Source organism: Teredinibacter turnerae T7901, assembly GCF_000023025.1.
GTDB classification, from domain to species: Bacteria; Pseudomonadota; Gammaproteobacteria; order Pseudomonadales; family Cellvibrionaceae; genus Teredinibacter; species Teredinibacter turnerae_B.
Genome location: NC_012997.1, coordinates 4,334,075 through 4,350,817, shown reverse-complemented (window position 1 = coordinate 4,350,817; position 16,743 = coordinate 4,334,075). Strand labels below are relative to the sequence as shown.

Annotated in this window: 10 protein-coding genes and 1 riboswitch; of the genes, 6 read left to right on the top strand and 4 right to left on the bottom strand. The window is 54.2% G+C overall.

Features of this window, described 5'->3' with window-relative positions; all coding sequences use genetic code 11:
• Positions 1-32: 32 nt before the first annotated feature.
• The 3 genes from TERTU_RS17465 to TERTU_RS17455 form a co-directional block, all read right to left on the bottom strand.
• Entirely contained in the window at positions 33-689 is a 657-nt protein-coding gene (locus tag TERTU_RS17465) for an outer membrane beta-barrel domain-containing protein (protein ID WP_015819898.1), read from the bottom strand.
• Entirely contained in the window at positions 659-1,414 is a 756-nt protein-coding gene (locus tag TERTU_RS17460) for an SH3 domain-containing protein (protein WP_041590306.1), read from the bottom strand. Before TERTU_RS17460 ends, TERTU_RS17465 begins: the two co-directional genes overlap by 31 nt.
• Before the next feature lie 86 nt (positions 1,415-1,500).
• Positions 1,501-4,494, bottom strand: a complete 2,994-nt coding sequence (locus TERTU_RS17455) for an HzsA-related protein (RefSeq protein WP_015819549.1) — start codon at positions 4,492-4,494, stop codon at positions 1,501-1,503.
• Positions 4,495-5,100: 606 nt separating this feature from the next.
• Here TERTU_RS17455 and TERTU_RS17450 point away from each other — a divergent pair.
• The 5 genes from TERTU_RS17450 (at position 5,101) to TERTU_RS17430 (ending at position 13,952) form a co-directional block, all read left to right on the top strand.
• Complete coding sequence (locus TERTU_RS17450) at positions 5,101-6,348, top strand: hypothetical protein (protein WP_015819223.1); 1,248 nt, start codon at positions 5,101-5,103, stop codon at positions 6,346-6,348.
• Positions 6,349-6,362: 14 nt separating this feature from the next.
• Positions 6,363-8,831: a LamG-like jellyroll fold domain-containing protein gene (locus tag TERTU_RS17445; protein ID WP_041590452.1), complete on the top strand. Its 2,469-nt coding sequence runs from the start codon at positions 6,363-6,365 to the stop codon at positions 8,829-8,831.
• Between the two features lie 22 nt (positions 8,832-8,853).
• Positions 8,854-10,482 carry a hypothetical protein gene (locus tag TERTU_RS17440; protein ID WP_015818216.1) on the top strand — a complete coding sequence of 543 codons (1,629 nt, stop codon included), beginning with the start codon at positions 8,854-8,856 and terminating at the stop codon, positions 10,480-10,482.
• A 313-nt stretch (positions 10,483-10,795) separates the two neighbouring features.
• Complete coding sequence (hpaR, locus tag TERTU_RS17435; RefSeq protein WP_015818536.1) at positions 10,796-11,236, top strand: homoprotocatechuate degradation operon regulator HpaR; 441 nt, start codon at positions 10,796-10,798, stop codon at positions 11,234-11,236.
• A gap of 394 nt (positions 11,237-11,630) precedes the next feature.
• Positions 11,631-13,952, top strand: a complete 2,322-nt coding sequence (locus TERTU_RS17430; protein ID WP_015818909.1) for a Tex family protein — start codon at positions 11,631-11,633, stop codon at positions 13,950-13,952.
• Positions 13,953-14,077: 125 nt separating this feature from the next.
• Here TERTU_RS17430 and TERTU_RS17425 read toward each other — a convergent pair whose 3' ends face one another.
• Positions 14,078-15,454: a TolC family outer membrane protein gene (locus TERTU_RS17425; protein ID WP_015817016.1), complete on the bottom strand. Its 1,377-nt coding sequence runs from the start codon at positions 15,452-15,454 to the stop codon at positions 14,078-14,080.
• A 267-nt stretch (positions 15,455-15,721) separates the two neighbouring features.
• Positions 15,722-15,812, top strand: a riboswitch (TPP riboswitch).
• A gap of 34 nt (positions 15,813-15,846) precedes the next feature.
• Here TERTU_RS17425 and thiD point away from each other — a divergent pair.
• Positions 15,847-16,671 (top strand): bifunctional hydroxymethylpyrimidine kinase/phosphomethylpyrimidine kinase, encoded by an 825-nt coding sequence (thiD, locus tag TERTU_RS17420; RefSeq protein ID WP_015820065.1) that lies wholly within the window; start codon positions 15,847-15,849, stop codon positions 16,669-16,671.
• The last annotated feature ends 72 nt before the right edge of the window (positions 16,672-16,743 follow it).

Genomic DNA, 16,743 nt, shown 5'->3' with positions numbered 1-16,743 from the left:
GTTGTTCTCCTCACACCCGGAGTATTTGGTCGTTAAAAAAACAGCGACAAACCTAAGTGGGTTTCCAGGTTTTGAATAGATTTATCATCACCCAGAATATTGTGGGTGAATAAGTGATTGCGAAAATCGAGACGGAATGCCACCCAATCGGTCAGCGCCATACGAAAACCGCCGCCGAAGTTATAGGTAAAATATTCGTTGTCTGCGAACATCGTGTTACCGGCACCACCAATGATGTAATAACTGGTATTGAACGCGTATTTGCCAAGATACACTTCTCCGGGCAATAAATTCCAACCGAGCGATACGTTGTAGTAGGTCAATGTACGTTGTGCATCGGTGAGTAACGGGCTGCCACCACTCAAAGTTTCATAACTGGTTTCGGTGGTGGAAGTTTGCCCGCTCGCGAGTTCGAGAAACAGGTCTTCTGTCACATGATAGGCCAGTCGTACACCAAAAACATTGTTGCTGCCAAAGTCTTCGACACTCATTACCCCGGCAAAAATACCCGCTTCGAAGTTTTCGCTATCAATCAAATCCTCATCGATATTTCGCGGCTCGATGTCGGGGTTGATCACTGCATCCAATACAGTTTGGCCATCGCTTTCCTGCGCATCTTGGGCCAGCGCACCCTGGGCGAGAAATACTGTTAATGCTATTAGAAAAATACGCTGAAACCGGCCTTCCATTCGTCAACCTCTTCATTGCTTTCGCGCTCAGTTAAAAGTGTGTGATCGTTATATTCGACGCGGAATAAAAAACTGCGCGAAACATAAAATAAAAATCCGCCCCCTACAGTGAGCACGCTATTGTCGCGTTCTTCTGTTTGGACGATATCAGAACTGGGGTTAATACGAATGACGCCAGAGCCCAGGGTAAAAAACGGCGAAACTTTCCAGTCTGGAAAAGGCTCGTGAAGAATATTCAACGCTAACAATTTGCTGTTGGAAAACGAGCCAAAGGCCTGGGTATAGCGCAATTCTGTCGATAAATTGCGGGTCATGTGCAGGCCCAGGTAAGTACTGAGCGAGCGCGAGCCGGAAAAGCTGCCACCGCCTACACCGAGTTCCCAGGTGCGATCGCGGTAAGCTTCCCGGTCGGCTTCATTGAAGACTATTTCTTCCCCCTGCAAGCCGAGTGTATCGCGCAGTTCATCCCGGTGAACCCAACCAACCTTACCTTTGAGGGTGCGGGCTTTGTACCAGTCGGTGTAGCGCTTGCTGATGTGCAGTGTTTCGCCTTTTTCAACTACATGAAAAATTGGATGTGAGTGGCCTGGACCCGTATGCATCTCGGCGTAGGCGTCGGTGACTACAACGTCTACGCCTTTATCTTTGGCGAAGCCGGGGGCGCTCAGGAAGCTGATGCAGAGCATTATCCACAAGCGGGTAACAAGGTGTTTTTTTGGGGCCATGTAATAAATTCTATGTGTCCGTCGGTCGCTGCGGCGGGCGCAAAGTCTGACCAAAGTGGTTAATAGCTGTGGTACGGATGCTGGCATCAGGGTGCATCAAACGGGTTGTTATAGTATTGCCCGCCGATATCCAGCCATTCTGCAATAAGTTTTAGTTCGGCGCCATCCAGATAACCTTCGTGAGAGCCGCCAGGCAGAAATGGAGCGAAAAACTGGTTTGAAGCCAGGGCCCCGTTTGGCGACATAATCGCGCCGTTGCGATTGCCGGTTTCCACCAAAATAGGAATGGGGTTGCCTTCGCTATCGACTTCCAGCACCAAGGCGGGAACCTGATTACCATTGTTGTCCAGAACCGGAGTCAGGTTCGGATCGGTCGAGTTGATGGGGCCTGCCACCGGTTGGCCATTGGCATCGACGTAAACATATTGTGGCACGTCATCGATAGTGAGCTGCACCGTTTGAAACTGGGGTTCGCCGTCGATCACCAGTTGTTCGGTCTGGTTGCGCAAATTGCCGTTCTCATCGATCTCCTGAATCAAACTTCCGAACAGCAGCTGCGCGTAGGAATTAACATAGTCGTCCCGTTCTGCAGACTGGCTGGAGTTAAGATTCAGCTGGCGGTTGCCCGCGGGAATCGTGGCGGCACCATTGGCATCGACGGTGTTGTGGCAGCTGGTACAGGTAAAATCCGCTACCAGCAGGTCCTCTTCGTCAGGGTCGAAAAAACGGCGATCTTTGTCCCATACGGGCTGAATGTGTTCAAGGTAATTGATTACCGTTCGGCACAGGCTGCTCCAATCGGTGATGCAGTCGGTGGGGGCGGCGGTCTCCAGATCGCTGTAATTAAGGTCGAGCGTGGCAGTGCGGGGGCGGGTGCCGTCTTCGGTCCAATCGCTGTAGTCCACAATATTCATGTTCGGCTGACGCGGCCCGTTTAAGCGCGCATAGTATTCGGCCATGGTTTCGCCAACTTCTGGCGGTTCATGGGGAGTGCCAAACTCATCCCGCAATTGCGTGTTGGGGAAGGGGGCGCTGGCTAGGGCGCCTGGGTTAATCGAAGGAGGTTCCGCGCCGAAGCGCCCGTGGGGTGTTGGCGATTCCCCGTTAGCGTGACAGCCGTTGCACTGGCGTACTTCGCCCGCGCGCAGTGCCATCCAGTATTCATGGCGTGGGCCCAGTGCGCTGGTGCCGTCTGCCGTTACCCGGCGGCCGCGTGCATCGAGAATAGAAAAGGTGAAAGCCACATCGGCGGGTACCTTGAACATCGCAGAACCGTCTGGCTCGATGGGCACATACCCTAATATGTCTTTCATTTGTCCGCCGGAGCGGCCGAAGGCGCTGTTGTCAAAATCCACTACATCATCATCCGCCATGGAAACTGCTTTGAGTATGCGCAGGAATCGTGCCGGACGCTCACTTTCTGGTGTCTGTAAGGGGTCGGCGGTAGCGAGAATGCCGTTGGGGGAGATATCGACCCCGTCCACATCGTACACGCTGCGGATATGCACAATCCCTACGTTTTCGTCCGCCAGTTTTTGATCAAAGTCGATGCCGGGAATCGGGTCTGGGATGTAATTGGGTAGCGCCCGCGGCTGCATCACCAGGGCTTCAGTATTCATGGTGCCCAGTTCTGAAAGCACCACTGGCGCTTGCGTCTGGGTCGTCGGGTCAAATATCCACAGGCCGTAGACGGGTGGCGCCAATACGATGTTGTCCAGTTCGAGCACCGCGGCTGTGCAAGGGAAGTTACCGACTTCATCGGCGTCAATGGTGACCGGTGTAACGTTCTGGCCGAGGTCTTCACCATCTTCGTCGACAAACTGGCCGTTTTCGCCAATCAACTGCAGATTTTCATCAATATAAATGCCCAGCTTGTAGCCGTTGAGCTGGCAGGGGCTCCAGCTCACCAGCATACGGCCGGTGCCGTCATCAATTGGGTAGGCGGAATTGTAATAACCCGCTGGCGAGGGTGAACCGTCGGTCACAATTTCAGCGCCCACCAGAGAGGTTTGTGCGGGGCCACTGACGCCGGCGCCACTGACTGCTACGTTGTATTCGGTGAATTCGGCCGTATCAATTGCCACCATGCCACCACCGAGTCGCCCGGATTCGCGCGGACGCAGCGTAACCTGTACGCGGCCATCATCCAGTTCGCGGGGTTTTACAAACACGCCTTCAGAGTCGTTGGTGCCCGTCATCTGGCTGTGGAAACCGTACTCCAGCGTAACGTTACTGCCGTTGGGGTTGGCGGTGTATAGGCTGAGGTGATCTTTACTGTCGCGGTAGTTATCCCAACGCAGGAACATAACGCGCCCGTCGCTCAACTGGGTTGGGTAGAGATCGTGACTCTGGTTGAAGGTAATTTGCTTGATTTCAGTACCATCGTCCTCCATGACGTGAAGTACAAATGCTTCGGACTCCCCATCTTCAGTGAGCGCAGCAAACTGTGGTTTGTTTTCATCGAGCAAAACCGCGCGGGAACGACGCTGACGGTTCGACGAAAAAATAATGCGGCCATCGGCCAAAAACGCCGGATTAATATCCTGACCTTCTTCGGCGACGATATCGGACGTGATAATTCGACGAAGCATTTCTGTCTCGAGGTCGTACTCCCAGATATTCCAGGTGGGTTGATCCTCTTCGTCGGCGTTTTCAATCTCCGGTGCGCGCATGGCAAATAAAAGCTTGGTGCCATCCGGGCTCACGGATAAATCTTTCACATCGTATTGGGGGCGGAAATCCTCAGGGAGTGGGATTTCCTCCCCAGTCTCCGGGTCTGTTTCCGCTGCGGGCATAAATGCGATATCGGTTAGCACAATTTTTTCTGCTGGGACCGAGGCGCGTGCTTTAAACATTAACCGGGCACCGGGATTAAATGCGGTGACATCCATAATGTTGCTGGCGATCAGTTCACCGTCTTCATCGCGGGGAAGGGGGCGCTCGATATAGGCGATCGGAAAATCTACGACTACCGGGTCGGGCGCCTGAGTGTCGCTGCCGCCACCGTTGTTGCTTACATCGCAACCCGACAGACCTGCCAGAAGGGAGAGCCCTGCTAAATATCGCCTAATGTGCTTCATAACTTAATCCAAAATATTTAACGCTGTCCGCCGCAATTGTGCCGATTATACGCACGCAAAACTGGGTGCCGCCGAACAGTTATCCGGGGAATGTAAACAAGCTTTGTGCCCACCTTGGATTTTTTGTGCGAGCTGCTCGGCAGAATTACGTTTTTTTACACTAATGCGGGAGTTTTCAGAGAATATGGCTCTTTAGAATAAAAATAATGCCGCGACTGCCCTTATCTGGGCAGGCTATTGAATAGCATGTGCGTAAGTTTTTCTAAAAAAAATGTAAATCCTACTTTCTCCAATGAATTTTTAAGAAGTGGGTCTCATTTCGTTCATGTTAATGGATTTTTGCGCCGCGCGGCGACTTCGCAGGGAACAATTCCTGCGTTGTGCAAAAATACAACACGGTAGGTAATAGCGACTTTAGGGGTTTTGACGGGTGTTCATCGCAGAGACTGCGACATCACTCACACTTTGCCAAATCGCCTCGCGGATTCAATAAATTGCTGTGTGACAAATTTTGACGGAAGCCAACAAATTTTGCTCCGCTTCGGCAAACAGTGCCGGGCTGGCAGGCTTTGGTTTCAGCCGCTAAACAAACCGAAAGGCTCAACGATGATAAATGCTCACCCCCAACCCAGGGACGCGGCCGCCGCGCACAAGCGTGCGACCTTGGGTGCCGCACTTGCGGGTCTTGCTTTAGCTGTCGCGTTCCCCGCATTGGCGGATACACTCGACCAAGCCAAGCGAATTCACGATCGTATTGCCGGTGTGCCGCCCTCAGAGCAAGTGCTGCTCAACATGAAAGCTGAACTGGATAATAACGACGGTGTTGCCGCGGCCATGCTGGCGATGGAAGACGACGGCTTTTACAACGTCACACTCAAAAATTGGGCTGCGCCATGGACCAATCGCGAGATGGATGTGTTTGTACCGCTCAATGATTATGTGGCAACGGTGGTAGGCGCTGTGCGGGACGATCGCGATTTTCGCGAGATTCTGTACGCCGATATTCTTTATCTGGCCGACCCTGCTCTAGGTCTGCCAGCCTACTCCAACAGCAATAACAATCACTATGCGCAGCTGGAAAGCGCGGGCCTCAGCTTGAAAGATGCCCTCGTCGTGCGCAGTCAGGCATCGGTGACGGGCTTGCCCGCCGATGCCACAGCTGGCGTGGTGACCTCACGCGCCGCTGCCCGCTCATTTTTTAAAGCGGGCACTAATCGCGCAAATTTCCGCTTCACCCTACTTAATCACTTATGCATGGATTTGGAGCAGGTACACGACGTAACGCGCGTACCGGACCGCATTCGTCAGGATGTGTCGCGCAGCCCCGGCGGCGACGCGCGCGTGTTTCTCAATAACTGCCTCGGCTGCCATTCTGGCATGGACCCACTCGCTCAGGCCTTCGCCTATTACGACTACGAATACGATGCCGACAATGATCTCACCGGTGAGAATGGCTCGATTTCGTACAACGCCGAAGGCGCAATCGATGCTGCAACCGGCACCCGCGTAAAAGCGAAATACCACATCAATAGTGCGACCTTTCCCTATGGTTACGTTACACCCAACGATCACTGGACGAATTACTGGCGGGAAGGCCAGAACCAGGTGCTGGGCTGGGACAGCGCATTACCGGGTGAAGGCGACGGTGCGCGATCGATGCTGATGGAGCTTTCACATTCGGAAGCATTTGCGTCCTGTCAGGTGAAAAAAGTGTTCAAAAGTGTGTGTTTGCGCGAGCCAGGTGATGCGGCAGATCGCGCTCAGCTCGCCACTATGACCACCGATTTCAAAAATGCGAATTACAACATCAAGCAGGTGTTTGCCGAATCTGCTGATTACTGCAAGGGTGAATAATCATGAGCCTGACGATGACTAAATTCACCCGCGCTTTATATCCCGTTGTTCTGGTGGGTATCGCTGGCTGCTTAGCCGCCTGTAGTGGTGGCAGTGGCGAAAAAGTGGAACAGAGCCCGGACTTTTCGCACGGCGACGGGGACAACACGATTCAGTACACCGGGCCCTCGCCCAGCACTGCAGATGTGCAAAACTTTAAATCCAGTATGTGGGATAACCTCACCAGCGAAGAGCGTTGCGGCTCCTGTCACGTAGAGGGTGGCACCTCGCCAGCGTTTGTGCGTCGCGATGACATCAACCAGGCCTACGCAGAAGCCAATTCCGTGGTGGACTTGGAAATTCCGGCGAACTCGCGCGTGGTACAGAAGGTGGGTGGTGGCCACAACTGCTGGGCGAGCGATCCGCAGGTGTGTGCTGAGATCCTGACCAACTATATCTCCTCCTGGGCGAACGCGTCTGGCACAGCCAGCAATGTCATCGTACTGACGCCGCCGCCGGTCATTTCGGTTGCAGACAGTAAAAGCTTTCCGGCGGATAGCGCCTTGTTTGGCAGCACCGTACACCCGGTGTTGAAAAATTACTGCGCGTCCTGCCACTCGGAAGATTCTGCACTCCAGCAGCAGCCTTATTTAGGCAGTGCTGATGTGGATGTTGCATACGATGCTGCTCGCAGCAAAATGAATCTGGATACACCGGGATCGTCGCGCCTGGTACTGCGGTTGGCGAATGAGTTTCACAATTGCTGGGAGAACTGCACCAGCGACGCTAACTATATGACCCAGAAGATCGCCGAGTTTGCCGCGGGAATTCCCGTCACAGAGGTCGATCCGAATCTGGTAGTCAGTGATGCGCTCGGTTTGCCGAATGGCATAGTGGTGAGCAGCGGTGGACGTGTGGAATCCAATGTTATCGCGCTTTATGAATTCAAAAGTTCGTCGTTACAGATTGCTTACGACACCTCCGGGGTAGATCCCGCGCTGGATTTAAATCTTAGCGGCAACGTACAGCGCGTTGGTGGTTGGGGTATCCGCATCAACGATGGCAAGGCGCAGGGTTCAACCAGCTCGAGCGCCAAACTCGCCAAGCTTATTCGCGCTACCGGCGAGTATTCTATCGAAGCCTGGGTTGTGCCGGATAACGTCAGTCAGGATGGCCCCGCCCGCATTGTGAGCTACTCGGGCGGCTCGGAAATACGCAATTTTATGCTTGGGCAAACGCTTTACAACTATAACTTTGCCAACCGAAGCTCCGGCAGTGACGGCAATGGCATGCCGATGGTCTCCACCGATGACGCCGCAGAAGTACTTCAGGCGACCCTGCAACATGTGGTGGCCAACTACAATCCCATCGAGGGTATGACACTGTTTGTCAACGGTGTTCAGGTGGCAAGTAACCCGGAGATGGCCGGCACCAACCTCAACGATTGGGACGATACCTTTGCGCTGGCATTGGGTAACGAAGTCGATAACCAGTATCTGTGGCAGGGAGTCATTCGGTTCCTGGCTATCCACAACCGTACCCTCACCCCAGAGGAGGTTGTGACTAACTTTGATGTGGGCGTCGGCGAGAAATTCTATCTGATGTTCGGTGTATCCGAGCATGTGGACCTGCCAGAGAGCTACATTGTGTTCCAGGTAGAGCAATACGACAGCTACAGCTATCTGTTCAACACACCGTTTTTCATCAGTTTGAGTGACCAGAGCCCTGCGCAAGCCATCGCTATAGAAGGTATGCGCATCGGGGTGAATGGCCGCGAAGCACCCGTCGGACAGGTGTACGCCAATTTGAATATGACGATAGATAGCGCTAACTACAATGCCGAAACCGGCACGACCCTGTCGCCGTTGGGCACTATCGTGGAGCTGGACAAGGGCCCGGACAACGACCAGTTCTTCCTGTCGTTCGATCGTATCGGTTCACACAGCTATAGCCGCACACCGCCAGCAGCGCCCCAGCCACCGGCGCCTGCGGACCTGGATTACGAACAATCCGACATCGGCTTGCGTCATTTTGCCGAGATCAACGCCACTATTGCACGCATGACACGCACTCCCGCGGCCAGCACACCGGCAAGTGTGAGTGAGGTTTATAACACCGTGCGTCAGCAATTACCGGTCACCGAAGCAATCGACACCTTCCTGGCAGCACATCAGGCGGGGGTCATGCAGCTTTCCGTGGCCTATTGCACAGGGTTGATGAAAGACAGCACGCGGCGTGCGACGGTATTCCCTGGGTTTAATTTCGCAGCGGATGTAACGCGCGCGAACGCAGATTCATTAATAGACCCACTGCTCGACGGACTCTTGGCCAACCCGGTTAGCGTCGAGGGTTCGCCCACAGTGATGGCGACCCAGGCTGACCCGGCAGCGCTAAAAACCGACCTTTACACCCTGGTGGACGATATGGCCGCTGCGGATACTGAAACCACGGCAATCGCAATTTGCGCCGCGACAGCGGGCAGCGCGGTCATGCTTATCCAATAACTGCAATAAGGTAATCACACTCATGGCCAGACGTTTTAAATCATTTCGCCCGGACGAGCCCTTACTGCACCCGGATCACCATCGCCCGCGCACTCGCCGCGAGCTGATTGCCCAGGGTTTTCGCGCAGGCATGGGCACCATCGCGGGCACCTCCATGTTTAGCCTGTTCGCCAATCCGCGCCAAGCCATGGCGCTGTCGGCGGACATCGACGCCCGCCGTGCTCCCTGCGGGATCACCGCAGGCGCAGGCAAAATTCCCTTCATTTGCTTCGATCTGGCAGGTGGCGCCAATATCGCCGGGTCTAACGTGTTGGTTGGTGGCGCGGGTGGCCAGATGGATTTTCTGGCGACCGCCGGTTACAGCAAGCAGGGTTTGCCTGGCGACATGGTGCCGGGGTTGGAAGAGGCCAATCCTGCAGCAGGCAGCAACGGCGACCACACCAATACGCAGTTGGGGCTGGCGTTTCATTCAGACAGCGGCTATTTGCGGGGTATTCTCGAGCGCACAGCCGCGGGTACCCAGCAAGCTATCAACGGAGCCGTGATCGCAGCACGCTCAGAGAACGATACCGGCAATAACCCGCACAACCCGATGTACGCCATTAACATGGCGGGTGCCAATGGCGAACTGCTGGCCCTGTGCGGGTCGCGAACCAGCGACTCCGGTGGTAATTCCATGGCACCGGCAGATCTGATTAACAACGAAGTCCGCCCGACCAAAGTCGACCGCCCTTCTGATGTTACCGGTTTGGTTGACGTGGGGGATTTCGGTTCGCTTAGCCCGTCCGAAGTGGTGGCGGTGATGGAATCGGTATCACGCATGAGTGACCGCAAGCTGGGTCGTGTTTCAACCGGCATGAGCAACGATGACGCGGTTAAAAATCTGGTCAGTTGCGCATATGTGAAGAGCGCATATCTGGCAGAGAGCTTTCCTGACCCGGCGTTTCTCGACCCTGCGGCAGATCCGGACATCGTCGGCCCTGCGGGGATCTTTAGCATCGACGAATTCAACAGTGATGGTGAATTCCGCAAAGCGGCGTCCATCATGAAGCTGGTCGTCAACGGTTACGCGGGCGCGGGCACCATTACTATGGGTGGCTACGATTATCACACGGGTGATCGTGCGACCGGCGAGATGCGTGATCTACGCGCTGGCCGTTGTATGGGAGCGTGTCTGGAATACGCGGCCCGCCGCGGCGTTCCGCTGATGATTTACGTGTTCAGTGATGGTTCGGTGTTCAGTAACGGCATGACCGATGATTCCGAGCAGGGGCGCGGTAAAGGTGTATGGACTGGCGATAATCAGCAGACCGCATCGGCGTTCTTCCTGGTATACAATCCAAACGGTCGTCCCGTTTTAATGGGAGCAACCCCAGAAGAGCAGGCGGTTCACCAGCAAATCGGCTATATGCGCGCGAGTGGTGATGTGGAGACCAGCACCAGTTCGGATCGCCCGAACCCCGCGGCCAATAACGTTAACTTGTTGGTTCAGACTGTGCTGCTGAATTATATGGCGCTGCACGGCGGCAATGCACAGGCGCAGTTTGAAACCGCGTTCAGCAGTCGCGGGTTGAGTCACGGCCTGGGGTCGGCAGGCATTATGGACAGGCTCACGGCATTCGAGCCAATAGTGAACGGAACAATTGTTTAGCTGTTTACAAAATAGCTATTTAGATCGTTAATATTTAACGAATAGAATATACGTACATTTCTGTGAACCCCCGGCAGGCTGCCGGGGTCTTTAAGGATAGCTTCTTTCGGCCATGGAGCAAGGTCGTCTGAAAAACACAGCGCCTGCTGTTTAATCTGTCGCCTATTTTCACATTCTTATCGCCTTGAATGCGATATTTAAGTCTTTTTATTGAGTATTGTTTTTAGAAATACTTAATTAATGAATTTATTTTGTCATACCTTGACTATTCTTTTAGGGAAAGCTGATTTAACGAAAATTAAGGAATCTGTTGATGACGGTAACACACGATAATCTTCCGCTGCTTCTTTTAAAGGCTCGTGAAAGTTCTGTGGCCTGTATTCGCGCAGTTCTTAGCGACGCTAGTTTAACGGAGCAGCAGTGGCGCGTTATTCGTACGCTGGCATTGGCTGGAGAGCTCAACGCACAGGATCTTGCGAACCAAAGCTGCATTCTAAGCCCAAGTCTTTCGCGTATTCTCGCCCGCCTTGAAGCGGATAAAATTATTATCCGCAAAGTTGATGCAACTGATCAGCGTGCGCTTAACCTCAAGCTGAGTGCGAAGGGCAAGCGTCTGCATGATCGGCTCGCCCCGCGGGTCGATAAGCAATATCAGATGCTGGTGAAAGAAGCGGGCAAGGACACCATTGTCAAGCTAGCGAGTTTGTTAGAGAAATTTAACACCTCCACCACACCAGCGGCTGAGAACGGCTGACAAATCACCCCTCGATATTTGCGTGACGCAGGTATCCTGGGATTGTGTTTGGTCTGAATCCGCTGTCTGGGCTCCCAGCCACGCAAATCGCTGCGAGCGCGGCTTGCGTCGTATGTCGCTGCTGCATACGCTAGATATGTTGCGTTAACTCGCCTGTGTTACAGAGGGTATACGCGCGAGAACCGGTGCGTAACAGCAGTGATTGGTCTTTCCCGCCTTTTATATCACCCCTTGCGTATGAAGTGGTCTGCCCCTCATATTTGATGTCGCGTTCAGGGGCAGATGCGCCTGGTTGTGTGCACCCATACTTTTATTGTGAATTCAAGTCTGTGCCCCAGGGGGATTTTTGCGCATAATCGCTCGCCGTATATTGTTCGGAGAGTTAGTGCCCCCCATGATAAGTATTACCAGTCGCATAGCCCAGGAATTGAACACCCACGAACGTCAGGTCGCCGCTGCAGTGGCGCTGCTGGACGAGGGTGCCACCGTACCGTTTATTGCTCGTTACCGAAAAGAAGTGACCGGCGGCCTCGACGACAGCCAGTTGCGTTTACTCGACGAGCGTCTGGGCTATTTACGTGAGCTGGAAGACCGGCGCGAGACCATCCTCAACTCTATTGCTGAGCAGGAAAAACTAACCCCAGAGCTGGAAGCGCAGATTAAATCTGCCGAAACCAAAACCCAGCTCGAAGACCTCTACCTGCCTTATAAACCCAAACGCCGCACCAAAGCGCAGATCGCCCGCGAAGCCGGTTTGGAGCCGTTGGCAGACCTGTTGTTGGCAGACCCCACCCGCAACCCTGAAGACGAAGCGGCCGCTTTTCTCAATGCGGAACACAAAATTGACGATGCCAAGGCGGCATTGGATGGCGCCAAACAGATTTTGATGGAGCGCTTCAGCGAAGATGCGCAACTCCTTGAAAAGCTGCGTAATTTCCTGACCCACGAGAGCTTTTTACAAGCCAAGCTGGTCGACGGTAAAGAGCAGGAAGGCGCTAAGTTTCGCGATTATTTTGAACACAGTGAGCCGTTTGGCAAAGTGCCCAGCCACCGCGCGCTGGCGATGTTCCGCGGCCGCAACGAGGGAATTTTGACCTTGGCGCTTACCCTGGACCCCACTGCGGAGTCGCCGGTTGGCACTGTGCATCCCTGCGAGATCTCGATTGCAGAGCATTTTGACATTAAAGACCAGAGCCGCGCTGCAGACAAATGGCTAGCAGAGGTGGTGCGCTGGACCTGGCGGGTGAAGCTTTACACCCACTTGGAAACCGATCTCCTGGGCGGCCTGCGCGAACGCGCGGAGGCGGATGCTATCGAGGTCTTTGCCAGCAATCTCAAAGACCTGCTGCTGGCGGCACCGGCTGGTCCCAAAGCGACAATCGGTCTGGACCCGGGTCTGCGCACCGGGGTGAAAGTCGCCGTGGTGGATGCGACAGGCCAGGTGCTTGATCACGGGGCGATTTTTCCGACTCCGCCGCAAAACCGTGTGATGGAAGCAGAAGCCACGCTGGTGGCGCTCTGCAAAAAGCATAATGTCAGTTTGATAGCGATTGGAAACGGTACAGCATCGCGCGAAACGGATAAGTTTGTCGGCGATATGCTCAAAGCCCACAAAGACCTGAAAATCCAAAAAGTCATGGTTAACGAAGCTGGGGCTTCGGTGTACTCGGCGTCAGAGTTTGCTGCCAAAGAGTTCCCGGACCTGGACGTAACTATCCGCGGCGCTGTGTCTATTGCGCGCCGCCTGCAGGACCCGCTCGCTGAACTGGTGAAAATCGATCCGAAATCCATTGGTGTCGGTCAGTATCAGCACGATGTTTCGCAAACGCGATTGGCGAAATCACTGGATGCGGTAGTCGAGGATTGTGTAAATGGCGTGGGTGTCGAGATCAATACCGCATCGGCACCCCTACTGGCGCGGGTGGCGGGCCTTAATTCCTCGGTGGCGAACAATATTATCGACTTCCGCAACAAAAACGGCGCATTCAGCAACCGCAAACAGTTGCTGGAAGTCTCTCGCCTGGGCGCCAAGGCGTTCGAGCAGTGCGCGGGCTTTTTGCGCATCGCCAATGGCGATAACCCGCTGGATGCCTCCGGTGTGCACCCGGAAGCCTATGAAGTGGTCGAGCAGATCGCTGCGCGCAACAAGCGTGAGGTGAGAGGTTTGATCGGAGATACCGGGTTTTTACGCGGGCTGAAAGCGGGCGATTACACTAACGAGAAGTTTGGTGTGCCCACGGTGACCGATATTCTGCAGGAACTGGACAAGCCCGGCCGCGACCCGCGCCCGGAGTTTAAAACCGCGCAATTCCAGGAAGGTGTTGAGAAGGTCTCTGACCTGGAACCCGGCATGATTCTGGAGGGTACGGTAACCAACGTGACAAATTTCGGTGCTTTTGTCGATGTGGGCGTACACCAGGACGGTTTGGTGCACATTTCTGCGCTCTCCAATACCTTCGTTAAAGATCCGCGCGAAGTGGTGAAAGCTGGCGATATTGTTAAAGCAAAAGTGATGGAAGTGGATGTGGACCGCAAGCGGATCGCGCTGTCCCTGCGGCTGGACGATACGCCCGGAGAAAAAACCAGCACTGCGGGTCAGCCTCGTCGCGCGCCGAAGCAGCGTCAGGCGCACGGTGCGCAGCCGAAAACTGGGGCTCCCAAAAACGGGACTATGGCAGCGCTGTTTGAAGCGGCGGCGAAAAAGCAAAAGCGTTGATCGGCGAGTTTCTCACCAGCTAAACCGGTGGGGAATACATGACAACGCAGTTGAAAGGCGTTAAAAAAGGCGGCCCCTGTAGAGGAGCCGCCTTTTTTGTTTGCCTGTGCGAGCTTGAGTGTTGCTTACATGCTCACAGTAACGTTGCGGCTGGTGTCCAGCCATTGGTTCAATTCCGCCACATCTTCGGACGAGAGGGTGCCTGCTGCTTGTTTCAACTCCAAGGTGCTTAAAACATATGAGTAGAGGGCGTCGTAGTAGTCGCGTTGTGCACGGTACAGGTTGCGCTGCGCGTTCAATACGTCCACCAGGTCGCGTGTACCAACGTCGTAGCCCGCCTGGGTCGCTTCCAGCGCGCTCTGGTTGGAAACAATCGCTTGAGAGCGTGCTTTAACTGTGGCCACATTGGTCAAGACTGTCAGGTGGCGCGACCGGGTTTGCTGGATCACGTCTCGCTGGGTTTGGCTCATCACCTCCCGCGCAGCAATATATTGCTTGGCCGCTTGACGTCGACTGGCTGAAGTACCGCCGCCGTTGAAAATAGGCACTGACAGGACTACGCCAATTGATTGCTCCTGGGTGTCGAACTCGCCATCTTGTCCAAAGTTCTGGCTGTAACCTTCATTAGTGTAATCGGAGTACCCGGCTTCGAAGGTGACAGTTGGCAGGTGGTTTGCTGTCGCAGCCTTTTTGTTAAATTTGGCGGCATCGGCATTCAACTTTTCCACTTGCAGTGTGTTGTTGTTTTTCAGAGCCATTTCTACCCAAGCCGTGCGTTCTGCGGGTACTGGGCTGGCAACCGGCAAATCTTTCTTGAGCGGAGCCAGGCTGGACTGCGGACGGCCTGTCAAAACTTCAAGCGCCTCGAAACTAATGCCCAACTGCCCTTCCGCTAACAGGCGCTCTGCTGTGGCAGAATCGAACACCGCTTGCGCTTCGTGTACTTCAGTAATGGCTGTCAGCCCCACTTCGAAACGCTGGCGGGTTTGCTCGAGCTGGTGCGAGAGTGCGTTTTCTTCGGCTTTCGCGGTGGAGAGGTTATCCACGGCTTGCAAGGCGTCGAAGTAGGCGGTGGCGGTGCGCAGAATCAGGCTTTCCTCTGCGATATCAAACCGCTCTTCGGCGATATCTGAGGTTGCTCGTCCATTCTGGTAGCGGTACCAGGAATTCATATTGAACAGTGGCTGTTTCAAGGTAACCTGATAGCCGCTGGTAGTGCCGTCGACTGAGCTTTCGTCCAGATCGGTGCCATCGTCCAGCTTGCCCGAGCTATCGGTCGTTTTGTCGGTATAGCTCGCAGTTGCGTTCACGGATGGAAGCAATCCCGCGAGGCCAATTTTGCTGCTTTCTTTGCCAGCATCCAGGTTTGCTTGTGCAGCTTTGTAGGTGTGATCGCTTTCCAGCGCCTGTTGATAAATTTCTTCGAGCGTGGCCGCCTGGATACTGGTTGTTAATCCGCCAATCGCCACCGGCAATAAAATGGCAATGCATTTTTTGATCATGGGAACTTCCTGACTCTAAATAATGGTGAACCGCAGCCAGCCGGCCGCATGAGATAGTGTGTCGTAAATTCTGGTTTGTGCCATTGCAGGCCGACCCCGCCAACACCAAAGTTTTCAACTTCAACGGGCTGCAAAAATCCGCATGCAGTCTACGTCTAACGCCAAGCGCAGATTAGAACACGAAGCCTGTTAAGAAAATGTCAATCTAATAAAAAACGTGAAACGCCTTTACACCATTGGCGCAACTTCATACACTCGTCGGCCAATTAACACTTGTCGGGGTGCCGTTTTACGGCTGAGAAATACCCGCTGACCTGATCTGGATAGTACCAGCGTAGGGAACAAGTTGCCCGCCTTGCTTGCGCCTGCTTCTTCCCCCGTCACAACACCCAATGAATACGCAAATACCTGTGGTGCTTGCTATTGCCGGTAGTGACCCTCTCGGTGGCGCCGGTTTACAAGCCGATATTAAAACTGCTGCCGCACTCGGTGGCTACTGCTGTACCGTGACCACGGCCCTGACCGCGCAGAACAGCCGCGGTGTCAGTGCTGTGTGGCCAGTCGCGCCGGAACAACTGCGTGCGCAATTTAGCGCCGTAACCGAGGATATAACGCCGGGGGCAATCAAAGTCGGCATGCTGGGCAACGCCGCTTTAATTGCTGAACTCGCAAATTTACTGCGTACTCAGCCCAATGTTCCGGTTGTACTCGATCCAGTTCTCGCGGCCACTGCAGGCGGTGATCTGCTCTCCAACGCGAGCGGCGAATTAGTGGCACAGCTACTGCCGCGTGTCACTTTACTTACCCCGAATCTACACGAAGCGAGCCGTTTACTGAACTGCCCACCAGCGCTTGATGAAAGTGACATGCTTGTGCAAGCAAAAGCTCTGCGGGAAATGGGGCCACGAGCTGTGTTAATCAAGGGCGGCCACCTGGCATCGAGCCGCGCGATCGATATTTTGCTGAGTGAAACGAATACAGTCCAACGTTTCGCAAGTCCTCGCTTAGCAGCGCGAAATACTCATGGCACTGGGTGCACCCTGGCGACTGCTATAGCTACCGGTCTGGCGGCAGGGCATGCGCTACCAGTCGCAGTTGCGTGCGCCAAACGGTTTATCCAGCAGGCTATTGCACACGCAGACAGTTTGAACCTGGTCGACGAAAACGGGCCGCTGCAGCATTTCTTTGCAGTTTCTGATTCCTCACGATTGCCGTGATATTTAATTTTTTACGCACAGATTCATCTTTCAGAAATTTAATGGAAGACTCGAACACCAAAAACTAAACCT